Annotated in this window: 25 protein-coding genes; 6 read left to right on the top strand and 19 right to left on the bottom strand. The window is 61.5% G+C overall.

What is annotated here, in order from left to right; genetic code table 11:
- Nucleotides 1-70: 70 nt before the first annotated feature.
- The gene (bmt, locus tag SMD31_RS19235; RefSeq protein WP_320502560.1) at nucleotides 71-1,117 is read right to left on the bottom strand and encodes a betaine--homocysteine S-methyltransferase; all 1,047 of its coding nucleotides are present in this window, start codon (nucleotides 1,115-1,117) and stop codon (nucleotides 71-73) included.
- Nucleotides 1,118-1,245: 128 nt separating this feature from the next.
- On the opposite strand from bmt, the gene SMD31_RS19240 reads away from it, so the two are divergent.
- Nucleotides 1,246-1,899, top strand: coding sequence for a gamma-glutamylcyclotransferase (locus SMD31_RS19240; protein ID WP_320502561.1), 654 nt, complete (start codon nucleotides 1,246-1,248; stop codon nucleotides 1,897-1,899).
- On the opposite strand, the gene SMD31_RS19245 is transcribed toward SMD31_RS19240, so the two are convergent.
- Nucleotides 1,896-2,360: an Lrp/AsnC family transcriptional regulator gene (locus SMD31_RS19245; RefSeq protein ID WP_320502562.1), complete on the bottom strand. Its 465-nt coding sequence runs from the start codon at nucleotides 2,358-2,360 to the stop codon at nucleotides 1,896-1,898. The genes SMD31_RS19240 and SMD31_RS19245 overlap by 4 nt on opposite strands.
- A 132-nt stretch (nucleotides 2,361-2,492) precedes the next feature.
- On the opposite strand from SMD31_RS19245, the gene phhA reads away from it, so the two are divergent.
- On the top strand, nucleotides 2,493-3,386 hold the full coding sequence (gene phhA, locus SMD31_RS19250) for a phenylalanine 4-monooxygenase (RefSeq protein ID WP_320502563.1): 894 nt from the start codon (nucleotides 2,493-2,495) through the stop codon (nucleotides 3,384-3,386).
- Nucleotides 3,387-3,396: 10 nt separating this feature from the next.
- On the opposite strand, the gene SMD31_RS19255 is transcribed toward phhA, so the two are convergent.
- The 3 genes from SMD31_RS19255 to SMD31_RS19265 form a co-directional block, all read right to left on the bottom strand.
- Nucleotides 3,397-4,917, bottom strand: a complete 1,521-nt coding sequence (locus tag SMD31_RS19255) for a hypothetical protein (protein ID WP_320502564.1) — start codon at nucleotides 4,915-4,917, stop codon at nucleotides 3,397-3,399.
- A gap of 101 nt (nucleotides 4,918-5,018) precedes the next feature.
- Complete coding sequence (locus SMD31_RS19260; RefSeq protein WP_320502565.1) at nucleotides 5,019-5,792, bottom strand: ferredoxin--NADP reductase; 774 nt, start codon at nucleotides 5,790-5,792, stop codon at nucleotides 5,019-5,021.
- A gap of 348 nt (nucleotides 5,793-6,140) precedes the next feature.
- Entirely contained in the window at nucleotides 6,141-6,704 is a 564-nt protein-coding gene (locus SMD31_RS19265; RefSeq protein WP_320502566.1) for a GNAT family N-acetyltransferase, read from the bottom strand.
- A 159-nt stretch (nucleotides 6,705-6,863) separates the two neighbouring features.
- On the opposite strand from SMD31_RS19265, the gene SMD31_RS19270 reads away from it, so the two are divergent.
- Complete coding sequence (locus SMD31_RS19270; RefSeq protein ID WP_320502567.1) at nucleotides 6,864-7,355, top strand: cytochrome b; 492 nt, start codon at nucleotides 6,864-6,866, stop codon at nucleotides 7,353-7,355.
- Between the two features lie 7 nt (nucleotides 7,356-7,362).
- Here SMD31_RS19270 and SMD31_RS19275 read toward each other — a convergent pair whose 3' ends face one another.
- The 4 genes from SMD31_RS19275 to SMD31_RS19290 all read right to left on the bottom strand — a co-directional run bounded on the left by SMD31_RS19275 (nucleotide 7,363) and on the right by SMD31_RS19290 (nucleotide 12,851).
- Complete coding sequence (locus tag SMD31_RS19275) at nucleotides 7,363-8,271, bottom strand: alpha/beta hydrolase (protein ID WP_320502568.1); 909 nt, start codon at nucleotides 8,269-8,271, stop codon at nucleotides 7,363-7,365.
- Nucleotides 8,272-8,358: 87 nt separating this feature from the next.
- Nucleotides 8,359-9,414, bottom strand: coding sequence for a type II toxin-antitoxin system antitoxin DNA ADP-ribosyl glycohydrolase DarG (darG, locus tag SMD31_RS19280; protein WP_320502569.1), 1,056 nt, complete (start codon nucleotides 9,412-9,414; stop codon nucleotides 8,359-8,361).
- Between the two features lie 14 nt (nucleotides 9,415-9,428).
- Nucleotides 9,429-10,076 (bottom strand): type II toxin-antitoxin system toxin DNA ADP-ribosyl transferase DarT, encoded by a 648-nt coding sequence (gene darT / locus SMD31_RS19285; RefSeq protein WP_320502570.1) that lies wholly within the window; start codon nucleotides 10,074-10,076, stop codon nucleotides 9,429-9,431.
- A gap of 213 nt (nucleotides 10,077-10,289) precedes the next feature.
- The gene (locus tag SMD31_RS19290; protein WP_320502571.1) at nucleotides 10,290-12,851 is read right to left on the bottom strand and encodes a GcvT family protein; all 2,562 of its coding nucleotides are present in this window, start codon (nucleotides 12,849-12,851) and stop codon (nucleotides 10,290-10,292) included.
- Nucleotides 12,852-13,217: 366 nt separating this feature from the next.
- On the opposite strand from SMD31_RS19290, the gene SMD31_RS19295 reads away from it, so the two are divergent.
- Both SMD31_RS19295 and SMD31_RS19300 read left to right on the top strand, forming a co-directional pair.
- Nucleotides 13,218-14,795 (top strand): trimethylamine methyltransferase family protein, encoded by a 1,578-nt coding sequence (locus SMD31_RS19295; RefSeq protein ID WP_320502572.1) that lies wholly within the window; start codon nucleotides 13,218-13,220, stop codon nucleotides 14,793-14,795.
- A gap of 100 nt (nucleotides 14,796-14,895) precedes the next feature.
- The gene (locus SMD31_RS19300) at nucleotides 14,896-15,423 is read left to right on the top strand and encodes a L,D-transpeptidase family protein (RefSeq protein ID WP_320502878.1); all 528 of its coding nucleotides are present in this window, start codon (nucleotides 14,896-14,898) and stop codon (nucleotides 15,421-15,423) included.
- Between the two features lie 9 nt (nucleotides 15,424-15,432).
- Here the strand turns inward: SMD31_RS19300 and SMD31_RS19305 are convergent, their stop codons facing one another.
- From SMD31_RS19305 to SMD31_RS19315, 3 genes are all read right to left on the bottom strand, one after another.
- Nucleotides 15,433-15,954, bottom strand: a complete 522-nt coding sequence (locus SMD31_RS19305) for a PAS domain-containing protein (protein WP_320502573.1) — start codon at nucleotides 15,952-15,954, stop codon at nucleotides 15,433-15,435.
- Between the two features lie 67 nt (nucleotides 15,955-16,021).
- Nucleotides 16,022-16,777, bottom strand: a complete 756-nt coding sequence (locus SMD31_RS19310; protein ID WP_320502574.1) for a sulfite exporter TauE/SafE family protein — start codon at nucleotides 16,775-16,777, stop codon at nucleotides 16,022-16,024.
- Between the two features lie 10 nt (nucleotides 16,778-16,787).
- Nucleotides 16,788-17,354: a septation protein A gene (locus SMD31_RS19315; protein ID WP_320502575.1), complete on the bottom strand. Its 567-nt coding sequence runs from the start codon at nucleotides 17,352-17,354 to the stop codon at nucleotides 16,788-16,790.
- A 120-nt stretch (nucleotides 17,355-17,474) separates the two neighbouring features.
- Here SMD31_RS19315 and can point away from each other — a divergent pair, with 120 nt between their 5' ends.
- Nucleotides 17,475-18,134: a carbonate dehydratase gene (gene can / locus SMD31_RS19320; RefSeq protein ID WP_320502576.1), complete on the top strand. Its 660-nt coding sequence runs from the start codon at nucleotides 17,475-17,477 to the stop codon at nucleotides 18,132-18,134.
- 3 nt (nucleotides 18,135-18,137) lie between these two features.
- On the opposite strand, the gene SMD31_RS19325 is transcribed toward can, so the two are convergent.
- From SMD31_RS19325 to SMD31_RS19355, 7 genes are all read right to left on the bottom strand, one after another.
- Nucleotides 18,138-18,599, bottom strand: a complete 462-nt coding sequence (locus SMD31_RS19325) for a Rap1a/Tai family immunity protein (protein ID WP_320502577.1) — start codon at nucleotides 18,597-18,599, stop codon at nucleotides 18,138-18,140.
- A gap of 64 nt (nucleotides 18,600-18,663) precedes the next feature.
- On the bottom strand, nucleotides 18,664-19,065 hold the full coding sequence (locus SMD31_RS19330) for a hypothetical protein (protein WP_320502578.1): 402 nt from the start codon (nucleotides 19,063-19,065) through the stop codon (nucleotides 18,664-18,666).
- The gene (locus SMD31_RS19335) at nucleotides 19,016-19,954 is read right to left on the bottom strand and encodes a DMT family transporter (RefSeq protein ID WP_320502579.1); all 939 of its coding nucleotides are present in this window, start codon (nucleotides 19,952-19,954) and stop codon (nucleotides 19,016-19,018) included. Before SMD31_RS19335 ends, SMD31_RS19330 begins: the two co-directional genes overlap by 50 nt.
- Nucleotides 19,951-20,841 carry a DMT family transporter gene (locus tag SMD31_RS19340; protein WP_320502580.1) on the bottom strand — a complete coding sequence of 297 codons (891 nt, stop codon included), beginning with the start codon at nucleotides 20,839-20,841 and terminating at the stop codon, nucleotides 19,951-19,953. Before SMD31_RS19340 ends, SMD31_RS19335 begins: the two co-directional genes overlap by 4 nt.
- A gap of 176 nt (nucleotides 20,842-21,017) precedes the next feature.
- Nucleotides 21,018-21,629 (bottom strand): sarcosine oxidase subunit gamma, encoded by a 612-nt coding sequence (locus SMD31_RS19345; protein ID WP_320502581.1) that lies wholly within the window; start codon nucleotides 21,627-21,629, stop codon nucleotides 21,018-21,020.
- On the bottom strand, nucleotides 21,622-24,636 hold the full coding sequence (locus SMD31_RS19350) for a sarcosine oxidase subunit alpha (RefSeq protein WP_320502582.1): 3,015 nt from the start codon (nucleotides 24,634-24,636) through the stop codon (nucleotides 21,622-21,624). Before SMD31_RS19350 ends, SMD31_RS19345 begins: the two co-directional genes overlap by 8 nt.
- A 1-nt stretch (nucleotide 24,637) precedes the next feature.
- A complete protein-coding gene (locus tag SMD31_RS19355) occupies nucleotides 24,638-24,928 on the bottom strand; it encodes a sarcosine oxidase subunit delta (protein WP_320502583.1) in 291 nt (96 codons plus the stop codon).
- Nucleotides 24,929-24,948 lie beyond the last annotated feature (20 nt).

Genomic DNA, 24,948 nt, shown 5'->3' on the forward strand with positions numbered 1-24,948 from the left:
GCTTGGCGGAACTGGATGCCCGGGTCAAGCCCGGGCATGACGGTTCTAATATTGGGCTGCTTATAGCGGATTAGAACGCGACGTCCCCAGTTGATGTGCGATCGCGGCGGCGGGCGCGCTTTGTGGCCTGGACCGGGTCTTCGCCCGAAAGCTGGGCCGTCGCCCCTGCCGTCACGGCGCCGAGGCGGGCCACGATGCTGTCCACCGTCGGCTTTTCGCCCGGCGTATAGGAATTGAGGGCGCTGCGCATATGCGCCAGATGCTCGGCCGAGGTGCCGCAGCAGCCGCCGACGATCCGGGCCCCGGAATCCCGCGCCAGACGGCTGTAATCGGCCATCAGGTCCGGGGTGCCGTTGTACTTGATCTTGCCGTTCTCGAAGAACGGGATGCCGGCATTTCCCTTGGCGATGATGACATCGCCCGGCCGGGCGGCGGCGGCAAGTTGCAGGACAGTGGCGGTGAGGTCCGAGGCACCGACGCCGCAATTGGCGCCATAGGCCGCGGGTTTGGGGTCCAGCGTATGGACGAAGTCGACGAAATCAGCGGGGCTGAGGCCCATCATGGTGCGGCCGTTGGTATCAAAGCTCATGGTGGTGACGAGCGGCAGGCCGGCAGCTGCGGCGCCTTTGACGGCGGCCGCTACCTCTTCCTTGGCCGACATGGTCTCGATCCACAGCACGTCGGCGCCACCGGCTTTGAGGGCCAGGGCCTGCTCCTTGAAGGCGGCCACGGCGTCGTCCTCGGTGAGCGCGCCCAAGGGCTGCAGCAATTCGCCGGTCGGACCCATGGAGCCCGCCACGACCACATCGCGGCCGCTGCGGTCGGCGACCTTGCGGGCCAGCTCGGCGGCGCGCTGGTTGATCTCCAGAACCCGATCTTGGGCGTTGTGCAGCTTCAGGCGATAGCGCGTGCCACCGAAACTGTTGGTGAGGATGATGTCGGCCCCCGCCTTCACAAAGCCCTCATGCAGCGCCTCGATCCGGTCGGGATGTTCGAAGTTCCACAATTCCGGGGCGTCGCCCGCCTGCAGGCCGACCTGGAACAGGTTGGTGCCGGTGGCGCCATCGGCCATCAGGAAGGGCTTTTCCGCCAGCAGGCGCAGGAAACGGTTGCTCATCAGGTCATTCCCGGGTCGGGCGCGCGCGTTCGCGCCATGTTCGTCATATAACGAGATTGTTATATCTGGGTGCAACCTAAGTCTTTCCCGCCCCTGGTTCAAGCCAAGAGATTGGTTAAACTGACGCCATGCCCGCAGATCACGCCCCCTGGGACCCCACGCAATACTGGCCCGACACCCCGGCTCCTGGGTGGTTGACCGATGACGAGCGACAGGCCTCGCTCGACGAGATCCTTGCTGCGCGGAATGGGCCGGTGTGGATCTTCGGTTATGGCTCGCTGCTGTGGCGGCCGGCTTTCCAGGCGGTGGAGAGCCGTCTGGCCACGCTCACCGGGTACCACCGGCGCTTCTGCCTGGTCATGCGCCGCTTTCGCGGGACGGAGGAATGCCCCGGCCTGATGCTGGCGCTCGATCGCGGCGGGGTCTGCCGTGGCATGGCGTTCCGGCTTGATGACGCCACGGCCGATGATGACCTCAAGGGCCTGTGGCGGCGCGAGATGGTGACGGGCGGGTATCGACCGCGCTGGATCAATTTGAAATCGCCGTTGGGGTCGCTGCGCGGCATCACCTTCGTCGCCAACCGCGCCAATGAGCGCTACCTCAAACCGCACTCGCTCGATTACGCGGCCGAGATGATCGCCTGCGCCTGCGGTCCGGTCGGCAGCAATGCCGAATATCTCCATACCACGCACGAGCATCTGCTGGGCCTTGGCATCAACGACCGTGGCCTTGCCGCCCTGGATCGCCTCGTGCGGGCGAAATGCGCTGCTAAATCAGGTTAAGCCAGCGGCACCGCCGTCTCGGCCTTCAGCACCGAGAGCACGATGCTGGATTGCGTGTCGCGGATGCCGGGCATGCGCAGGAGGGTGCGGGTCGTGAACTCGCTCAAGGCGTCGAGATCGGCGGCCATGACATGGATCAGGAAATCGCTGCTGCCGGTGATGGCATAGACCGCCACCACATCCTGTCGCCGCAGCAAAGCAGACTGGAATGCGGCCACCGTCTTCTCGGCATGGTCGCCCAGGCGAATGTTGATGAAGGCCTGCAGGCCGCAGCCGACTCTCTTCGGGTCGAGCACCGCACGATAGCCGCGGATATAGCCGTCATCCTCCAACCGCTTCAGGCGCCTGGCGCAGGGGGTCGCAGAGAGACCCACCTGGTCGGCAAGGTCGGTGGTGGCGATCCGGCCCTCGCGCTGCAGGATGCGCAGCATTTTGAGATCGATGCTATCCAACTCACTCATAGTGAAATCCTCCAACAATCACTTTTATGATAGGGAATGTCGCTAAGAAGTAAACGTGTTGGGCGATCTTTAGGGAAAATCACCCCGCCGATCCGCGCAAAATCGAGCATCGGATTTACGCGGAGAAGGACCATGCTCGATCTTCAATCCCAAGCCTCAGCCCAGCCGGGCTCGGCCCAGGATTGGCTGGCGACCCAGGAGAAGCTGCGCGGCGATTATTCGACCTGCGCCGCCGATTTCAGCATGACCCAAGACATGGGCGCCTATACGACCGCCGAGCATGATCGGTGGCGGCGGCTGTTCCGCCGCCAGAGCGAGGTCGCCAAGCGCTTTGCCGCCAGCGCGTTTCTCGACGGCATGACGAATCTGGATATGCCCGCCGATCGCATCCCGAATTTTGAGACCGCCAGCAAGCGCCTGCGGCAGCTCACCGGCTGGGAGATCGTGGCTGTGCCGGGCCTCATTCCCGACGACGCCTTCTTCCGCCATCTCGCCCATCGGCGGTTCCCGGTGACCGTATGGATCCGTGAAGAGCATGAGATCGACTACCTGGTCGAGCCCGATGTCTTTCACGACTTCTTCGGTCACGTGCCGCTGCTGACGCAGCCGATCTTTGCCGACTATCTGCAGGAATATGGCCGCAAGGGCGACGAAGCGATGGCGATGGGCGCCACCAAGATCCTGGCGCGCCTCTTCTGGTACATGGTCGAGTTCGGCCTCATCCGCGAGAACGGAAACATCAAGGCCTATGGCGCCGGCATGCTGTCATCGGCAACCGAGACGGAATTCAGCGTGACCTCACCCAAGCCGCATCGCCTGCGCTTCGATCTCGCGCGCGTCATGAGCACCGATTTCCGCATCGATGCGTTCCAGGAAACCTATTTCGTGCTGGAGAGCTATGACGAACTCTTCGCCGTCATGAGCGGCGATTTTGCGCCGCTCTATCGGCAGATCCTCGCGGCACCAGCCATTCCGGCGCGGGCGATCCGCGCCGGCGACACCATCATCCCACGCGACGCGCGATAGCGGGGAGGGCTCAAGCGTTCGCTGGCGTTGCCACGAAAGCCGGGCCATCAAACAGTTCATCGCCCTGCCACGCGCCGATATCGCCACCGGCGGGGCGCTTCCAAACCGTGCCGTCGACCAGTTCGATTGAAAGTGCGCCGGCATGGCCGCGGCAGGGGCTGTTGTTCTGCAGCTTGAAATCGCCTTTGAAGGGATTTACGAAAAGCGGATCGACGCCCGCCGCGGGCTGTACCGGATAGCCGTTGGCCTGCACCAAGGCCGGCCAGCTTGTATGCGCAACGACATCGTTCTGCATCTTGATATCGAGGGTTTTCCAATCCGTCGTGAAGCGGTTGGCGAGATCGGCCGGCGGTGATCCCAGATTGCCGAAGAGTGTCGCCGGAAAGATCTCTTCCTTATCGCGTGTCGCCGGATCGGTGATTACCGGATCATCCATGGCGACGAAGCGGAGCGCATTGTTCTGGTGCAGGAAGCGGCTGAGAATCCTGTTCCGCAGATAGTCGCCACGGAGATAGAAGCTGTTATTGAAGAAATAGTGTGGTCCGGTGACGGACTTGAATTCCTTCGGTGTCTTGAAAACACCACCGCCACTATGATCATCCGTGAGCGGTCCCTGGATGCTATCGAACCAGCCACGGTTGGCGAAGAAATAGAAGTAGCCGGACGTCTTCTGCTCGATCGAGATCCATTTGTGGCAGTTGATGATTTCGTTGTGGTGAAACCACCAGTTAGACGCCACCCGTTCGGCTTCGAAGATGTTGTCGCGGATCTCGCGGAAGGTGCAGTGGGCTACCTCGACGTCGCGGCACAATGGTTTTTTGGGTAAGTCATTGAAGAGGTGCACGGCGTTGAACGCTGCGGATATCTCGCTGTCCCAGATCCTGACGCGACCTAGGATCGTGCCGGCGCGAAAGAAATCGCCATCGAATAGGCGCCAGTCATTCTGAATGTCGACGACCCCGTCCTCGTTCGGATCGCCGTGAATACTGGCCCAATCAATTTTCTGCCACATTCGCTGCGCCACCGAATCCTGCACCCATTTGCATTTCTCGATGGTGATGTCGGAGGTCGTTTCACCTAGGGCACCGATGGCAAAGGTCCCATCCGTCAGATTGGCGCCGGTGATTTGGATCTGGTTGCTGTCGATGAGGGCGATCAGCGTCGGCCAGCTCCTGCGCATCACCAGATTGACGAGCCGGATGTGTTTGCATCCCTGCAGCACGATCTGACCCTCGGCCATCCAAGGGTAGAGGCCCGGATACGTCCCCTTGGGGTAACCGGGCACCTTGCCCTGATAGACGGAGTCAGCCATCTGATTGGCCTTGACCCGATAGGCATCGGCGGAAACGCCGCCATCAAATACGGCGCCGGGACCGGCCATGAGCGTGATTGGCTTGGCTTGGGTGCCTTGCAGGTTCTTCATCTGCAGGCGGGCGGCATAGGTCCCTGCGGCCAGGATGAATTTGTCGCCGGGCTTTGCCTGATTGACGTGCTGCTGCACGTCAGCCGGGGTGACGTGAATGTCAGACATGTCCTCATACCCCCAAGTTATCGCTGCCTGCCATGCAGGATAGCAAAGTCGGTGGCATGAACAACTAAAAAGGCATTACCTCGAAACCGGCCGAGCCGTGCTTACTGCTCGGCGAAAGCCTTTTCGATGACGTAGTGGCCGGGCTGGGCGACGCTGCCCTCGGTGAAGCCGCGGGTCTCGAATAGCGGCCGGAGATCGGTCAGCATGGCGGGCGAGCCGCACAGCATGATGCGGTCATCGGCCGAGTTGAGCTGCGGCAGGCCGATATCGCTGCACAGCTTGCCGCTCTCGATGAGATGCGTGATGCGACCGTTATGCTTGAAGGGCTCGCGCGTCACGGTCGGGTAGTAGATGAGCTTGTCGCGCACCAGCTCGCCCATCAGCTCGTGCTGCGGCAATTCCTTTTCCAGGAAATCGGCATAGGCCAGTTCATTGATGTGGCGCACGCCATGGACCAGAACGATCTTCTCGTACTGGTCATAGACTTCGGGGTCCTTCACCAGGCTCATGAAGGGGGCGAGGCCCGTGCCGGTGCCCAAGAGATAGAGATGCTTGCCCGGGAGCAGATTGGTCGGCAGCAGCGTGCCCGTGGCCTTGCGGCCGACCAGAATCTTGTCGCCGGTCTTCAAATGCTGAAGGCGCGAGGTGAGGGGGCCGTCCGGCACCTTGATGCTGAGGAATTCGAGCATGTCCTCGTAAGCGGCGCTGGCGATCGAATAGGCGCGCAGCAGCGGCTTGCCGTTGACCTCGAGGCCGATCATCGTGAACTGGCCGCTGGCGAAGCGGAAGGCGGGATCGCGGGTGGTCTTGAAGGTGAACAGGCGATCGGTCCAATGGTGAACCTCGGTGACTTCCGCCTGCAACAGATTGCTCATGATCTCTTCTCTTCACCACATCATCGGCTGGCCCGATTCTAGGCAGCCTATATTGCATTGCAGCATTAAACAGTTGATGCGCGCTGTCTAACCGGAAAACGACAGAATATCAATCACCTGCAGGGCGATATCCCGCGTGGGGCGGTGTGAATTCGGCGGATGGCGCTGCCCATCAATATTGCGAACCATTCGCAGGTGCAAGCCGAAATGTCGACCGCGGCCCTGCAAATACCTGCCGGACAAGGATATTTGCATACAAACAATCTTGTGCGCGCGGCCGAGGGCGGAACCGGCCTGACCAGCGGGTGGCTGAGCCATGCAAGGCTGCATCGCCGCCCCCAAAAATTCTCATCGCTGTTTGGCCTGCCACTCCCGGTCCAGCAGCGCAAAAACGAGCTCGTCGGTCCACTCGCCTTTGACGAATTCGTTCTCGACCAGATGCGCCTCGCGGCGCATGCCCAGCTTCTCCATGAGCCGCGCCGAGGCGGTGTTGCGCCCGTCGCAGCGGCCGATGACGCGGTGGATGTCCATGCGCGCAAAGGCGAAATCGATGAGCGGCCGGATCGCCTCGGCACCCAGGCCCTTGCCGTGAAAATTGGGATGGATGATGAAGCCGATCTCCGCCGATTTATGCGTGGCACTCAGCCAGATCAGCACGACCTCGCCAATGCATTGGCCGGTCTCCTTCAGTTCGACGGCGAGGACCAGCTTGTCGCCTTCGGTCTTGAGGGCGGTCTTGCTCTTGCGCTCCTCCAGCGCCGCCGCGATCTCGTCGACCGAGCGCTCGCCGACATAGAGGTAACGCAGCACCTCCGGCAGCCGATAGAGGGACAGCATCGCCGGCAAATCGGCGCCCCGAAACGGGCGCAGCCGCAAGCGTTCCGTCTCGATGGGATAGCGGGGAATGGCCATGGGAATTCCTTCGTAGCACATCGACGCTGGTTGAAGCGCCGGTTTCTTGGACCGGCGACAGATAACCGCAAGTCAGCTATGGTTATGCAACCGATATGTGATGGATCATCGGGCTTCACCCGAGTCGGGAAAAGCATCACCAAGATGGGGGATATGGCAATGGCCGTGGGGACCAAACAGGGTTATTCGGGATTGCAGATCACTTTGCATTGGCTGATCGCGCTGCTGGTTCTGTTCCAACTCATTTTCGGCGAGAGCATGACGAATGTTGTCGATGCCCTGGAAGAAAACCAGACGCCGGATCCCACCGACCAGACGCTGGCGAGCGCCCATTACTGGGTCGGCATCGCCATCCTGGTTTTGGCTGCCCTGCGCATCGTCATTCGGTTGGTTCAGGGTGCGCCGGAACCGGTGGGCGCGGGGCTGCAGCTGAAAGCCGCCAAAGCCATTCATGCCATCTTCTATCTGCTGCTGATCGCGGTGCCGGTCACCGGCTTGCTCGCAGTTTATGTCTCGCCGGAGATCGGCGACATTCATGAAATCGGCAAACCGCTCTTCATCGCCTTCATCGTCCTCCATGCCTTGGGGGCCCTCTACCATCACTTCATGGTCAAGGACGACACGCTGCGGCGCATGTTCGCGCCGCGCTGAGACCGGCTCAGCCGCGAATGAAGGCGGCGATTTCAGCCAGCGATTGATCGGCTTCGGGGAGATCGGCCTCGAACTCGAAGACGTGCCACATGCCTTCGAAGACGCGTAGCTCGCAGGCGATGCCGGCGGCGCGCATCTTGGTCGACAGGCGCGCACAATCGGACAGGAACAGATCGCGGGTGCCGGTGGTGATCAGGGTCTTCGGGAAGTCGGCGGGGAAGTTGGCATAGATCGGCGAGAGCTCGGGTGCGGCGAGGTCGCGGGCACCGGCATAGGCGCGCGCCGCCGGTTCCAGGGTCAGCTCGTAATGCAGCCAGGGATCGTTGCCGACCAAGGTCGAGAGCGTGTCGCCGGTCTTGGTGAGATCGGACCAGGGTGACATCAAGGCGGCTTTCGCCGGCTGCTGTGTGATCTTCAGGAGCAGCGACAGTGCCAAGCCACCGCCGGCGGACTCACCTGAAACGGTGAGAGCCGGCGCGCCATACCGCGCGACCAGCGCCTGATAGACCTTGAGTCCGTCTTCCAATGCTTGCGGGTAGGGCCGTTCCGGCGCCAAGGCGTAATAGGGCGCGTAGACACGGCTGCAGGTCAGATGCGCCAGCCGCGCCGTGATGCCAAGGTCCTCATCCGGCGAGCCCTGCACATAGCCGCCACCGAAGAAATAAAGAATGGCGCTGTTGCCGACGATGTTGGCCGGCGTCACCACCTGCGTGCGCACACCACCGATCATCTCTTCGGTGATGGTCATATCCAGACTGTCGGCCAACGCCTTCACCACGGGCACATAGAACGCCGCACTCGCCTGACGCCGTTCCTGGATGGCGGAAAGCTCTATCGAGCGCGCGGTGATTGCGGGCGCGTCGCGGAGCAGGGTCTGCGCCTGTGGGCTGATGGTGGTGGGTGGTGGCAAGCGCATGAGCGATCTCGAATGAAGTTTCTTCAAATTGAAGTTTCCTCAAATCGCGTCGTCGTTAGTGAAAGGCGGCGACAACTGAGCGGGATCTTAGACCGGAGACATCCATCCCCTTTGTTCCAGAGTTTTCCAAGCCACATGAATATGCTCAGGCTTAAATATCGCTTTTTTTCTTGGGTTCCATTCATGAACCTCAACAACCGCTTCTTGAGGAGTGGTTGCACGACTTGTGCTTTTCGGTCCACCTGAATGCGCCGCCCAGTGCACTGTTGCCAATAGCTCCATGCCGTAAGGAGTTTCAAATCCTTCTATCAGGTCTGAAACAGCCTGCAGTCTCTCAATCGAATCTGGCTTTTCACTCAGAAAGTCTGATGCTTCTTCGTCTGCTCCTGGCAAAAGCTCAATTTCTGCATTGGGCTTTTGGCTATCGCCGTACCCACGTGTGAAGTGGCCCTCCATTGCCTCAAGAACCTTATTCAGGTTCTGAGCATACGGACCATAATGACCTGCTGCATATTTTAACTTTAGGGGTTCTCCTGCGACTTGAAGGAAATACGCGAGCTTCTGAACCTCCAGAAGAGTTCGACTGTAATCCAATGCCGAATACGCCTGCATCAACTTGATAAATAGGGCGCGTGCCGGTGTCATCTTGGGCCTTTCTGTCCGAACAGGCATTGCTTTTGCGCTCGGAGCGCCTTTGGGCTCAAAGATTATAGTTTTGACATGCGGTAGTTTGGCAAAAGCACTCTCAATCAGTGGCCTTACATCAGCCCACCTAAGCCCGCCAAGTCCACATCCGAGCGGAGGCAATGCGATGGACTGGATGTTGAGTAGCTCAACGTCTTTGACCAATGCCTCGAGGCCAAATTGAATGTCTTCGATAAGAGACTTATTGCGCCAATGCCGCTTTGTTGGAAAATTCACTATGTATCTCGGACGCAGCAGGCCTCCGTTGTCGAAAATGAGCATTTCGCCAGGAACTACTCTCCCCAGTTTGCACGCTTCTTCGTACGCCTTGAAGTTCCTGGGAAAGGCCTGCTTAAATTGAAGCGCAATCCCCTTACCCATAAAGCCATCACAGTTGACGGTGTTTACTAGCGCATCAACTTCAGCTTCGAGAAGGTTGCCTTTGCCGATCTCGATCATCGTTCCAATTCCATTTAGTTATAGTACCAGTCTCTGCGCACAGTTACGTTTGGCTTATGACAGCCAGGAAATTCCGCGAGCGTTTCTTCCACCCTCTTTTTCACATCGGGGTTAAGTACGCCGATTTCTTCGATGATCGACCAGCTGCAGTGGCCATGGATTAAGAACTCCGCCTGTTTACGCCGTTGCCGATCATTATCTTCTGGACGATCTGACCAATAGCGAGCGTTGACCAGTGGCCAATCCACTTCCGACAACTGGCTAAGATCGTCGTACCACATAGTAAAGGACGCTAAGCCATGACCGTCGGTGAATACGAACTCACAGTTCGCCTGCACTGCGGCCTGGACGGTGGACTTCAGGTAAATTAGCGGTTCTTGCCCTTCGTTGTAGCCTGGCACCCTCCCTGTCTTCAGGTTGAGAAGCATCACCGAGAGCGGGCCGAAATAGAACGGCAAGTAGTCATGAACAGTTCCTCCACTGCCGCACGCAACTATTGCTGCGCGACGATTTGCTTGAACCGCCGCGTTATGAATTGTGCGATAAACAAGACCGTCTTGGGGCGTGGAGTTTGGCGCATGAATTGCCCGCCTCCGGAGCAGAATGGGCAGGTTGCCAATATGAATTATCCGATAAATCGGGGTTGGAACCGGGTATGTCATTGCCCGCCTCTACCCGGGACACAATGTGCGGCCTGGGAATAAAAAGATAAAACTCAGTTAGAGGATAAGATCGCTCAAATCGGTCGAGTCTGACAAACTTGATATCACAAATCGATCGTTCTTGTCTTGTTCCATTGTTCATACCTTCAGCCATCGAAACGCCCCGGTCTTTCGGCCGGGGCGTTTTGCTTGGATCAGTGCTGAAACCCGCGATCAGGTGCGCGGCTTCAGGTTTTCCGGGTCGTAGAGAGGCTTGTAGCCGACGCCCGCCACTTCCACCGGATACTGCTCGCCGAAATATTCGACGATCAGTTTGCGGCCGACCTGGGCATAGGACCAGGGGAGGTAAGCGAGCGCGATGTTCTTGCCGATGGTGGGGCCATAGGCGATCGAGGTGGTGAAGGAGCGGCGGCCGAGATCGTCGACCAAGGTTTCCTTCGTCGCCGGGTCCATCACGGGGAGGATGCCGACGGGATAGCGGGCGACACCTTTGCTGTCCTTGTTCTCGGTCATCACCAGGGTGCAGAGCATGGCGACCTGGTTCGGCAGCGCGCGGTGGCGGATGTTGGCCGCCTTGCCGCGGAAGTCGGGTTCCTTCACCTTCGGGCGCTGCAGGTCGCTTTCGATGAGGTTGTATTCGGTCAAGAGATCGGCGTTCTGCAGGCGCAGGCTCTTTTCCAGGCGGCGGCTGTTGGCGTAGGTCTCGACGCCGAAGGCCATAACGCCGGTCGAGCGCAGGGCATCCCAGACGGCGAGGCCGTCCTCGTATTTCATGTGGAGTTCCCAGCCCTGCTCGCCGACATAGGAGATGCGGAAGGCGGTGACGTTTTTGCCGCCGATCTTGATCTGCTTGATGGCGGCGAAGGGGAAGGCGGCGGGCTCCAAGCCGGCCGGGTCCTCGACGACCTTCTGCAGGGTCGTGCGGGCATTGGGGCCCCAGATGCCGATGGTCACGTATTGGGCGGCAACATCGGTCACCTTGACGTTCATGCCCTTATCTTCGGCCATGCGTCGGACATAGTGGAAATCGCGCGGGCCCGCGTCGGCGCCGTCGATGACGCGGATGCGGTCGGCCATGCGGATGACGGTGAGATCCGCACGCACCATGCCCTCGTCATCGAGGAAGTGCGTGTAGATGCCCTTGCCGATATTGGCATCGCCGCCAATCTTGGCAGCGCAGATCCATTCCATGAGTTCCACATGGTCCGGGCCTTCGACGTCGAACATGTAGAAGTGCGAGAGGTTGACGATGCCGCAATCCTCGCTCATCGCCAGATGTTCGGCATTGGAGACGCGCCAGAAATGGCGGTTGTCCCATTCATTGGCCCTGACCGGCACGCGGTCGCCGTATTTTTCCAGGAGATGCTCATTGGCCTTGTAGCCATGGGCACGTTCCCAACCGCCGAGTTCCATGAAATAGCCGCCGAGCTCCACTTCGCGTTCGTAGAAGGGCGAGCGCTTCACGTTGCGGCCGGTGTCATAGGGTTCACGCGGATGGACCGCGGGGTTATAGATCTTGCGCGCGGCTTCGCCACAACGGCCTTCGATGAACTTCTCTTCCATCATGTGCGGATAGAAGCGCGAGAAGTCGATGCGGTTGTGATCGATCGAGGTGCGGCCGTCGGTCATCCAGTCGGCGAGGAGCTTGCCCATGCCGGGACCGTCCTTGACCCAGATGCCGACCGCGTACCACAGCCCGCGCACCTTCTGGCTTTCGCCGATCGACGGGCCGCCATCGGTGGTGACCTGGAGGAGACCGTTGAAGGAGCGCTTTTCCTCATAGCCGAGTTCGGCGAGGATCGGCGTCAGTTCGATGGCACGCTCGAGCGGCTCGAGGATCTGGTCCATCTCGAGATCGCGCTGCGAGGGCGACAGACGCGCCTGTTCCTTTTCAAGAAGATCGCGCGGGTGGACGAGGCGCGGGTTCTTCTCTTCGTAATAGCCCCACTCGATCATGCCGCCTTCGGCGGTGGTGGGATCGCCCGTGTCGCGCATATAGGCCGAGTTGCCCTGGTCGCGCAGCAGTGGCCAGCCGATTTCCTTGCCCGTGCCCTTGAATTCGTCATAGGGGCCGAAGAAGCACAGCGGATGGTCGACCGGCATGACGGGAAGATCCTCGCCCGCCATTTTGGCGATGAGGCGGCCCCACAGGCCGGCACTCACCACGACATAATCGGCCATGATCGTGCCGCGGTCGGTGACGACACCCTTGATGCGGCCGTTTTCGATCACCAGCGACTTCGCGGCGGTGTGGGCGAAGACCTTGAGCTTGCCGGCGGCTTCGGCCTGCTCAACCAGCTTGCCGGCGACGGTCTGCGAGCGCGGGATGACGAGGCCGGCATCGGGGTCCCACAGGCCGCCCTGGACCTTGTCTTCCTCGATGAGGGGGAATTTCTTCTTGATCTCGGCCGGGGTCACCAGACGCGCGCGCGTGCCAAACGCCTTGGCCGAGGCGACCTTGCGCTTGATCTCGTCCATGCGGCCATCGTCACCGACGCGGGCCACTTCCAGACCGCCGACGCGGTCGTAATGGCCAAGCTTGCTGTAGAAGTCGATCGAGTAGAGCGAGGACCAGCAGGACAGGAAGTCGTGGCTGGTCATGTAGCAGAAATCGGAGGCGTGGGCGGTCGAGCCGATATCCGTGGGAACGCCAGATTTGTCGATGCCGACGATATCGTCCCAGCCGCGTTCGACCAGGTGATGCGCGATCGACGCGCCGACGATGCCGCCCAAACCGACGATGACGACTTTTGCCTTTGACGGAAACTCAGCCATTTCCCGTGACTCCGAAGTGGTAATGCTGGCGCGACTATATGGCCGCGGCGCGGCGATTGCTGCCTGTTTGCGACATTAGCAAAATGGGCCGCGACAAGGACCCTAGAAAATGGGTCCTATGCGCCGGTTTTTTCAGGGATTTTGCACCAGTGCATGGCGTTTGACGGGCAGGTGAGGCATTATGGCGCAAATGAGACAGGTCAAGCTATTGCGCCGCAAAATCAAGGTTTTCCGGAATGGCGCGTTTGGCGCGATCTGGTGAGGGGTTGTCGCGCTTTCGCTAGAGCAACAGGGCATCCGGTGCCGATATGAGCGACGATTTAGTCATCCCTCTATTAGTTTGATTCACGGGAAAGGCCCTTCATCATGTCCAATGTGGAACCGCTATCTGACGCCGTGGAAGGCCAGCCGGTTACCGGCCGCCGCACGCGCGGCGGCGCCGACGCCCGGCGCGCCCTGCGCCAGAAGCCGACCATCGTCCAGAACCCCTATATCGTGCGCAACATCCCGCTGGTGACGGTGCTGGACGAAGAGGGCCTCAGCATCATCGAGCGCAATGCCGACACCATCCTGCAGGAAGTCGGCATCGAGTTCCGCGACGAGCCGGAAGCGCTGGAGCTGTGGAAGAAGGCCGGCGCCGATGTGAAAGGTACACGCATCCATTTCCCGCGCGGCCTCGCCCGGTCGATCGTGCAGAAATCGGCGCCGAAGCAGTACATCCAGCATGCCCGCAACCCGGAGCGGAACGTGCAGATCGGTGGCAATGCCACGGTCTTCGCGCCGGTCTATGGCCCGCCCTTCGTGCGCGACCTCGACAATGGCCGCCGCTATGCGACCATCGCCGACTTCCAGAATTTCGTGAAGCTCGCCTACATGTCGCCCTCGCTCCATCATTCGGGCGGCACGGTGTGCGAGCCGGTCGATCTGCCGGTCAACAAGCGGCATCTCGACATGGTCTATAGCCACATGAAGCTCAGCGATAAGCCGTTCATGGGCTCGGTCACGGCGCCGGAACGCGCCGAAGACACGGTGGAAATGGCCAAGATCCTGTTCGGTGCCGATTTCGTCGCCAAGAACACGGTCATCACCAGCCTCATCAACGCCAACTCGCCCATGGTCTGGGACGGCACGATGCTGGGTGCGATGAAGGTCTATGCCCGCGCCAACCAGGCCTGCATCACGACGCCGTTCATCCTGGCCGGCGCCATGAGCCCGGTGACCGCCGCGGGTACGCTGGCCCAGGTGCTGGCCGAAGTGCTGGCGGGTGCCGGCACCTCGCAGCTCTATAACCCGGGCGCGCCCGTGATCTTCGGCGTGTTCGCCTCCTCGATTTCGATGCAGTCGGGTGCCCCCACCTTCGGCACGCCGGAACCGACCCTGGTGTCGCTGGCGGCGGCACAGCTCGCCCGTCGTCTCGGCATTCCGTTCCGCACCGGCGGCTCGCTCTGCGGCTCGAAGATCGCCGACGCGCAGGCGGCCTATGAAAGTGCCCAGACGCTGCTCCCGACCCTCCAGGCCGGCACGAACTTCGTCCTCCACGGCGCTGGCTGGCTTGAGGGCGGCCTCTCGGCCGGTTACGAGAAGTTCATCATGGATGCCGATCAGCTCGGCATGATGCAGACGCTGGCCAAGGGCATCGACCTTTCCGAAAACGGCCAGGCGCTCGACGCCATCCGCGAAGTGGGTCCGGGCAGCCATTTCCTGGGCTGCGCGCACACCCAGGCCAATTTCGAGACGGCCTTCTATCGCTCGAACATTGCCGACAACAACTCGTTCGAACAGTGGGAAGCCGAAGGCGCCCAGGACGCTGCCCAGCGCGCCAACAAGATCTACAAGCGCATGCTGTCGGAATACGAAGCCCCGGCGCTCGATCCCGCCATCGACGAGGCGCTGAAGGAATTCATCGCCAAGAAGAAGGCGGCCACGCCAGACAGCAACGTCTGATCCGAAGAGCCAAAGAGACAAAGGGCGCCTGCGGGCGCCCTTTTTATTTCCGCCGCAATTCGGCCCATTTTCCGCCATCAGGACGTGGCATGGCTTGGCGATGTATCTCGCCCGGATCTGCCTTGTCATCCTCGCCGTTACAGCCGCTGCCTGGATCGCCGCGGTCTCGCTGCGCGCCGACGTGATCCCGGCCGTTTTTCCAAAGGATCTCCTTGCGGACTCTATTTATGTCGACAAGTCCGAGCGGCGCCTGGAACTGCGCCGCGCCGGCGGGGTGCTGCGCAGTTACAAGATCGCGCTGGGCGGCAACCCTGTCGGGCCGAAGCGCCAGGAGGGTGACGAGCGGACGCCGGAGGGCCATTACGAGATCGATTTCCGCAAGGCCGACAGTGACTATCATCTGTCCCTGCACATCAACTATCCCAACGCGCAGGACCGCGCGGCCAGTCTGAAAATGGGTGTGCAGCCAGGCGGGGCTATTTTCATCCACGGCCTGCCCAACGCCTATCCGCTGTCGGTGGCGCCCAAGGTCGACTGGACGCTCGGCTGCATCGCGCTCGACAACGCCGAGATCGAGGAGATCTGGCGCCTGGTACCGGACGGCACGCCGGTCACGATCGTGCCCTGATCCAAGCTTCTACTTCGTGATGTAGTGACCGTAGACCAGGACATGGCTGGGGACGGTGCCGTCCTTTGACAGCGGCAGCAGCATCGTTTCCAGTTCGACATGGCGGTCGTCGGGAATGATGTCGACGGAAAAGTCGACGATGCCACACGGGTGGGCGACGGCGAGATCGTAATTCTCCAGCACAAAATCCAGCGCGTCGGCCGTGTAAATCCCGCGCACGGTCATGCCGGTCGGGTCATAACCGCGCAGCTCCGCCGCCCGCTTGCCGATGCGCAGATAGCGATAGTCCTTGGTATCGGGGAGGATCTCGACGATGAGGATGCTGGACTGCAGGTCCGGCACGGCACCGCTTGCATCCCATGCAACCAGGCTGGGGGCGGCGCCACCGGGTGTACGCAAGGCAAACCAGGCGTCGAAGATGCGGCGCGTCGGGTTGCTGGCCCGCGACATGGCCAGTTCGCAGGGGACCTTGTCGCCCGGGCCCAGCATGGTGCCGCCAAGGCCGATGATCGTGCCGCCACGTTTTGTCACGCTGCCTCGCGCCGTGAAGGGATCAACGCTAACAATTCCCGCGTAAGTCGTCCAGGCAAGGTCATCTTTAGCCGACTATCGCACGGGCGATGGCAAGGAGGGCAATCACCAGCAGGAAGGCCAAGGCCACCCGCTGATAGGTTCCAGTCTTTGCACGGCTGAACAGCCGGTCGCCCAGAACATTGCCGACCGCCATGACGGGAATCATGAGGAGAGCGAGAACCAGGACCTTGAGATCGAGCAGCCCCGCCACCCATTGGGTGACGATGCTCCAGGCTGAGATGAAGAAGAAATAGACCAGCAACGAGGCGCGCCCCACCGCGACGCCTTCCGGCGAGGCCAGAAAGAACAGGATGACCGGCGGCCCGCCCATGGCGGTGGCGCCATTGAGGAGGCCCGACGCCACGCCAATGCCGATTTGGGCACCGGTGGTCGGCCGTTGCTTGAACCGGTAGCCACGCCACAGCGCCAGGACCGCCAGCAGCAGGACCAGGCCGATCATGATGCGCATGACGTTGGGCGAGAAAAAGGTGAGGGCGAAGACGCCGAAGGGGGCGCCCAGGACCGCGCCGATCAGCAGCCGATAGATGGCATGCCAATTGGCGCTCTTCCAGGCACGGGTCAATTGCTCGGCACCGGCCACCATGGCGACGATCGGGATCGCCGGCACAACGGCCGCAGGTTCGACAAAGAGGGTGAGGACGGGGACAGCGGCCAGGGCAAAGCCGAAGCCGGTGAAGCCGCGCAGGAACCCAGCCAGAAAGACCGTGCCGAAGACCAGCACGGCAGCGCCGGCACTCATATGCGGCAGGAACTCCGACATGGCGGCGGCGTCAGGCCACTTCGTCGGTCTCGATCATATGCCGCTTCATCAAGGGCATCTGGCTCAACGAGAACAGCACGGTCAGCCCTAAGATGCCGAAGACCTTGAAGTCGATCCACAGATCTTCCGACACATTGCGCCAGACGACTTCGTTGAGGATCGCCATCGCGGTAAAGAACAAGGCAAAGCGCAGGGTAAGGATACGCCAGCCGGTATCGGTGAGCTGCAGCGCATCGCCCATGACATATTGCAGGGTCGGGCGTTTCAGGACCAAGCCGCCGAACAGCAGGAGCGCAAAAATGCCCTGCACGATGGTCGGCTTCATCTTGATGAAGATGCCGTCGTTGAACCACAGGGTCAGCCCGCCGAAGATGATGACGACCACCGCGGTGATCAGCGGCATCAAGGCAACGCGCCTGGTGGCGACATAGCCGATCCCCAGGGCAATGACCGTGGCGATGATAAGGGCAATCGTGGCCTGCATCAGCCCGGCGGTTTTGTAGGCGATGAAGAAGACGACGAGCGGGCCGAAATCGACCAGAAATTTGATGCCCTTGGGCGAGTTCGAGCCGGCCATGAAAGGTTTGGGTCCTATTGTTTTGACGCAATGCGGCATGGTATGCGAGGCCATGCGTTCTGCCTAGTCCCACGCGATGGTGGGGTTGGCGGCCAGTCTGCCGGAATCAAGGGCCAGGAAATGACCGAAAAGACCCATGCCGAGGTTTTCCAGCGCAACCGCAAATGGGCCGAGCGCCAGGTGGCGGGGGACCCCGACTATTTCAACCGGCTGGCCGAGCAGCAGGCGCCCAAATATTTCTGGATCGGTTGTTCCGATGCGCGGGTTCCTGCCAACCAGATTCTCGATCTGCCGCCGGGTGAGATCTTCGTCCACCGCAACATCGCCAATCTGGTCTACCACATCGACATCAACTGCCTGTCGGTGCTGGAATTCGCCGTCAACGTATTGAAGGTCGAGCACATCATCGTCTGCGGCCATTATGGCTGCGGTGGTGTGCGCGCGGCGATGGGCAATACCGAGATCGGCCTCATCGACAACTGGCTGCGCCAGATCAAGGATGTTTACGCCGCCAATTCAGAGGTGCTGGAAGCGGAGCCGAATGTCGAGCGGCGGCTCAACATGCTGTGCGAGATGAATGTGCGCCAGCAGGTGCGCAACATCTGCCACACCACCATCGTGCAGAATGCCTGGAAGTCCGGCCATCCCTTGAGTGTCCATGGCTGGGCCTATTCCGTGCGCGACGGGCGCCTGCGCGATCTCGACTTCTGGGCCGATGGTGTTCATGATCTCGATCCCATCTACCAGATGCTCTCCTTCGAAGAGACGCCGAGCTTTTGACGATTATTGCTGCTCGGTATTGCAAGGAAAGCGGCTCGCTACCGCATAGCCAATTACCTGAGATGCTGGCAAGTCCAACTGTTCTGGGTGGGAACGCATCCATGCAACAACTGCGTCTGCGAGTTCTTCATATTCGGTGAGGCGCGATAGGCGTGGACGAATTGCCGCGGAATGGGTCTCGAAAGAGGCGTCACCGAAAATACAAGTGTCGACGCCTTTCCGTTGGCTCGGCGCAAAATTTATCAAGATAATTGCGGCACATGAGGTGGAGTCGATGTCACCTTCCTGCCTGGATGCGTCGCAATCGGCGAGAATCTCGCGTGCAGTCGTCGTATGCGAATCCAAAAATGCCGCCGAGATCCAAATAGCTATCCCCGCCAGCACGAACCCTGCGCAATAACGCCAGCTTTTCGCCAAAGCCGCGATCAAAGCGAACAGAAGGAGGAAGAAGCAAACGATAATCATCGGGGTAACCGCGTGCACAAAGGATGGCGTATGCTATCCGAGGTTGCGGTTTCGTAGAAGTGCCTCAATCGTGCGGCGTCTGGTTTCCCTGCAGCAGGGTCGAGGTGTAGTGGTTGCCGTCGCGGGTGACCCAGATGAGGGTCCAGCCGTCTTTGAGGATATCGTAACAGGCTTGCGGCGCATCGCCCCATATCGAGCAGTATTGCGTCGGGTTGGTGCTCCAGCGGCCAGTCTGTAAGGGCGCGTCCTTGGTTTTGTAGGTGGTCCAGCCGTCGGGGCCGAAATAGCTCCAATACTCCTTGCCGGCCCATTCGCCGTGGACCGTGTTGCCCTTGAAGAGTTCGTAGATCTCCTGGCCGGTCATATGCATCGGCTCGGCGCTGGCGGTGGCGGTGAGGCCTGCCAGCAGAACGCAGCTATTCAGGCAGAACCGGATTTTCCGGGACCAGGTCTTTCTTGCGAGCATGGTGCACCTCGCGCTGGGCGATATAGATGTTGGCCGCAATGATGATTGCCGCACCGGCGAGGATCTGCAAGGTCGGAATCTCGGCCCAGATCGACCAGCCGAAGAAGGCGGCCCAGACCAGCGCCGTATATTCCAGCGGCACCAGCATCGACGCCTCGCCACTGCGGAACGCCTTGATCATGCACAGCTGCGCCACGGCCGAGCTGACGCCCTGCAGCAGCAGGATGACCCAATCGGCACCGGTCGGCCAGTTCCAATCGAAGGCGGCGAGGGGGCAGACGATGACCAAGGTGGCCGTCGAGGTGTGGAACAGGATGTTGTGCGAACTGTCCTTGCCGGAGATGCGCCGCAAGGTGATCAGCGTCAGTGAGTAGAAGAAGGCCGAGCCCAACACCAGAATGGCGCCGACATTGAGATGGGTGAAGAAATTGCCATCCGCTCGTGGCGTGGCAATAAGCGCAATGATGACACCGACGAAACCGATGGCGACGGCGGCCCAGCGCCTGGGGCCGACCTGCTCGCCGTTCAAGGGGCCGGATAAGGCGGTGACGAAAAGCGGGGCGGCGAAAGCGATGGCGATGCAATCGACCAAGGGAAGGAAGCGCAGACCTTCGAAGAAGGTGTAACCTGTCAGCATGATCAGCACGCTGCGCAGGGCGTGAAAGCGGAAGTAGGATGTCTTGACGCGGAACGGGCTGCCGGTTGCCCGCCAGGTGAGACCGATGGCCACGATCAGCGCGGGCACGCGACCGACAGCGAGAATTTGCCAGGTGCTGTAGCCATGGGTCAGCCACTTGACGCAGGCATCGGCGACGCAGAAGCCGAAGACGCCGAGGCCCATGAAGAGCATGGCACCGGCCGGCGACAGCTTCGGTGCCGGCGCCGTCATGGGGCCGCCGCGCCGCGCTTCACGGCCTCGCGATGCGCGATATAGAGACTTGCCGCAATGATGATGGCGGCGCCACCCAGCACCTGCAGCGTCGGCACATCACCCCAGATGAGATAGCCGAGGAGCCCCGCCCAGACGAGCGCCGTGTATTCGAACGGCGCCAGCAGCGACGCCTCGCCGACGCGGAAGGCGCGCACCATGCAGATCTGGCCCAAGGTGCTGCAGCTGCCCTGCACCAGGAACAGCATCCAGTCGACGGCATTGACCGGCCATTTCCATTCATGGATCGCCGGACCGAGCACGATGAGGCCGCTGAACAGCGTGCCGTAGAAGACGATGTTGTGACCTTGTTCGCGCCCCGCCAGTGGCCGCAGCCACAGCTGGCCGATGGCATAGGTGATGGCGGCAATAAGGGCGAGGAGGGCGCCCCAGCTGACGCCATGACGTCCCGGCTCGAGCGCCACGACCACGCCGACAAAGCCGACGACCACAGCCGTCCAGCGGCGCCAGCCGACCTTCTCGCCCAGGATGGGCCCGGACATCGCGGTGATGAAGAGCGGTGCCGCAAAGGCGATGGCGATGGCGTCAGCAAGCTCCAAATAGCGCAGGCACTCGAAGAAGGTCCAGGTCGTGGCGACGATGAACAGCGAGCGCAGCATATGCGTCTTGATGAAGCTGCTGCGCAGCACCAGGACATTGCGGTGCTGGTGCAGCGTGATGACCAGCACGGCGCAGATGGTGATGAAACGCGACGTGGCGCTGATCTGCCAGGTGCCGTAGCCCTCGGTCAGCTTCTTGGTGACGGCATCGAGGACCGAGAACCAGAACACGCCGAAGGCCATGAACGCCATGGCTTGATAAAGGGCTTTGGTGGTTGGCGCGGTCATGGGAGGGGCACGCGGGCTTTGCTACCGGGATTTATTGTCCAACTGGATAGCATGCCCTCTGACGCCTGAGGCCATCTATTAACGCGTCCCCCGCATGCGGCGCTTTCCTTCGCGCGCGCAGCAAAAGAAAAGGCCGCTGGTGAGCGGCCTTTTCAATCGCGAAGACAGGGCGGCAATCAGTGCGCGCGGATGGCAAATTTGAAGTCGCGGCCGATCAGCCAGAACCATTGCCACAGATAGTCGGCAAAGCTCTTCAAGACATAGATGTCGTAGCTGGGCGTGTCGGAGATTTGATCGAGCACGATATTGGCCTTGGTGAGGCCGGTCTGGGCGCATTGGCCGGTGTTGAAGACACGCGGATGTAGATCGAGGCTGCAACCGCGGGCCAGCACATCGCGGGCCGAGGGTCCGGAGATGCTGATGACCGTGCGGCTTTCCGACACGTCGATGACGGCGGCATGCTGGCCGTTGAAGGCCGCGCGCAGGTCTTCGACCAGCTTGGCCGTGTCGGCATTGCTGCTGACGACCCACCATTCGGTGGGGCCCAGCCACAGGATGCGGAAATCGCCGGCCTTGGCCGTGGTGTTCGGTGTCGTCGGCAGATCGACGCCGGTCACGGAACGGACGGCTGCTTTGAAGGCATCGCCGCCATCGCCACGGATGTTGACGATGGTGCGATGCGCGGCTTCGCCGATGAGAAGATCGGCGCCGGCGGCATCGCCCTTGGCTGCGGCCGCAGTGAGGCCGAAATGCTGCAGCGCGCTGCGGCGGGTGTAGGCGTCAGCCATTGGCGGGGGCTCCATCCTCAAGGAAGGTCGGTTTGGTGATCTTGGCCGTGACGACCTTGCCCTCGTAAGGCAGATAGACCGTCTGGCCCATGCGGTTGCGGCCGTTCTTGATGACCGCCATGGCGATGGAGCGGCCGGCATTGGGGCTGTAATAGCTCGACGTCACATGGCCGATCATGGTCATCGGCGGCTTGTCCTTGACGTGTTCGACCACCTGGGCGCCTTCGGGCAGGACTTCCGAGGGGTTCTCGGTGAGGAGGCCGACCAGATGCTTGCGGTCCGGCCGCTTCGTGTCGGAGCGCAGATGCGAGCGGCGCCCGATGAAGTCCGGCTTCGCCTTGCCGATGATCCATTCAAAGCCCAGATCCTGCGGCGTCATGGTGCCGTCGGTTTCCTGGCCGACGATGACGAAGCCCTTCTCGGCGCGCAGCACGTGCAGTGCCTCGGTGCCGTAAGGCGTGATGTTGAATTCCTCGCCGGCCGACATCAGTGCCCGCCAGACGTGGAGCGCGAAGCTCGGCTGGACGTTCACTTCGTACGAGAGCTCACCGGTAAAGCTGATGCGGAAGATGCGCGCCTTGGCACCAGCGACCGTGCCGTCGCGCCAGGTCATGAAGGGGAAGGCTTCTTCCGAGAGGTCGATGCCTTCAACGACTTTCTCCAGCACCTTGCGCGAATTCGGGCCGTTGAGGGCGATGACCGCCCATTGCTCGGTCACGCTGGTGAAATAGACCTTCTTGTCGGGCCATTCGCACTGGTGCCATTCCTCCAGCCAACTCATGACGCGCGGGGCGCCGCCGGTGGTGGTGGTCATGTGGAAATGGTTCTCCGAGATGCGGCTGGTGACGCCGTCATCGAACACCATACCGTCTTCGCCGCACATGAAGCCGTAGCGGCACTTGCCTGGCTCCAGCTTGGTCCAGGCGTTGGTGTAGACCATGTTGAGGAACCACGCGGCATCCGGGCCCTGGATGTCGATCTTGCCGAGCGTCGAGGCGTCGACGATGCCCACGGAATCACGGGTCGCCTTCACTTCGCGGTTGACCGCGTCATGCATCGTTTCGCCGGGCTTCGGATAGTACCAGGCGCGGTGCCATTGGCCGACGCATTCGAACGGCGCGCCGTGCTCGACATGCCATTGATGGATCGGCGTCTTGCGGATCGGGTCGAGGAAGTCGCCCTTGTCCGACCCCGCGAACACACCGAAGGTCACCGGCGTATAAGGCGGACGGAAGGTGGTCGTGCCGACTTCCGGGATCGAGACGTTCTTCAGCCCGGCCATGATGGCCAGCGCATTGACGTTGCTGGTCTTGCCCTGGTCGGTCGCCATGCCCATCGTGGTATAGCGCTTCAGATGCTCGACCGAGACATAGCCTTCGCGGTGGGCGAGCTTCACGTCGGCGGCGGTGACGTCGTTCTGGTAGTCGATGAAATGCTTGCCGCCTTGCCCGACCGGCACGTTCGACGGCACGATCCAGACCGAGCGCAGCGGCTGGCTTTCCGGTTCCGCTTCCGCACTCGGGGCGTTGCCGGTGACGTTGCTGAAGCCGAACTTCGCCGCGGCTTCGGCGCCGGCCTGATGGCCTTCCTTCAGCGCCGCGTCGAGGCCGAAGCTGCCACGCGCCGCTGCGACCGAGCGGTTGTTCTGGCCAGGCATGATGGGGCCGGGAATGAAGGCCTGGATGCCATCGTCCCAAACGACCTTGGCGCGGGTCTGCGAATGGAGATGGACGGTCGGCTGCCAGCCGCCCGAGCTCAACACCGTGTCGCAATAGATATGGCGGGCGGAACCGACGACGCCGGTCGCATCCTGGTTGAGGCTCTGCACCTCGACCTCGCGCACCTGCTTGGTGCCCTTCACCTGGGTGATCGCCGAATTGTCGATGATCTCGATGCCCTTGGCGCGGGCGGCCTGGGGCAGGGCGCCGGTCGGGTTGGCGCGGAGATCGACAACGGCAGCAACCGACACGCCGGCGGCAGTGAGGTCGAGCGCCGTCTGATAGGCCGTGTCGTTGTTGGTCATGATGACGACGCGCTGGCCCGGTGTCGTGCCATAGCGGTTGACATAGGTGCGTGCAGCCGACGCCAGCATGCAGCCGGGGCGATCGTTATCGCTGTAGACCAGCGGACGCTCAATGGCGCCGGTCGCCAGGATCACTTCCTTGGCGCGGATGCGCCACAGGCGCTGGCGCGGACCCTTGGCCGAGGGGCCAATGTGATCGGTGAGGCGCTCGACCAGGCTCAGCATGTTGGCATCGAGATAGGCAAAAGCCGTCGTCCTGGTCAGGACGCGGACTTCCGGGAGGCTCGCCAGTTCCGCCTTCGCGGCGTCGATCCATTCATTGACGGGCTTGCCGTCGATGGTGCGTTCACGCTCGGAGAGGAGCGAGCCGCCCAGTTCCGATTGCTCGTCGACCAGCACCACGCGGGCGCCTGCACGACCGGCGGCAAGGGCTGCCGCCAAACCGGCGGGACCGCCGCCGACGACCATCACATCGCAATGGCCGTAGACCTTGTCATAGCGGTCCGGGTCGGTTTCGGTCGACCCGGTGCCGAGGCCGGCGGCCTTGCGGATGAACTTTTCATAGAACATCCAGCCGTCCTTCGGCCATTTGAAGGTCTTGTAATAGAAGCCGGACGGCAGGAACCGGCTCATCACCGAATTCACGGCGCCGACGTCGAAGTCGAGGCTCGGCCAGCGGTTCTGGCTCTGCGTGACGAGGCCGTCATAGAGCTCGATCTGCGGAGCGCGGGTGTTGGGCTCGCGATAGGCGCCGGTGCCGACTTCCACGAGGGCATTGGGCTCTTCGGGGCCGGCGGTCACGATGCCGCGCGGGCGATGATATTTGAACGAACGGCCGACCAGCGTCACGCCATTGGCGAGGAGGGCGGAGGCGAGGCTGTCGCCCTGATAGCCGTAATAGGTCTTGCCGTCGAAGCTGAAGCGGACCGGTTTCGAACGGTCGATGCGGCCACCGGTGGCGACGCGGTTCTTCTGCGCGCTCATGTTACTTCTGCTCCAGCTTCGGGGCCGGTTCGCCCATCTTGTAGACCTTGATGATTTCGTGCGTCACCGTATGGCGCGCCACGTTGAACCACTGGCGGCAGCCGCGGCTGTGCACCCAGCGCTCGAAGTGAACGCCCTTAGGGTTCTTGCGCATGAACAGGTAATCGGCCCATTCGGCGTCCGACATGGTTTGCTGCTGTTCCAGCGTCGGGCGCGCGATATGCGCCTCATGGCCGTAAGCAAACTCATGCTCGTCGCGGGGACCGCAATAGGGGCAGGAGATGAGAAGCATCTGATTGTCTCGTCTGCTTG

It is taken from the genome of Dongia rigui (assembly GCF_034044635.1).
Classification (GTDB): Bacteria; Pseudomonadota; Alphaproteobacteria; order Dongiales; family Dongiaceae; genus Dongia; species Dongia rigui.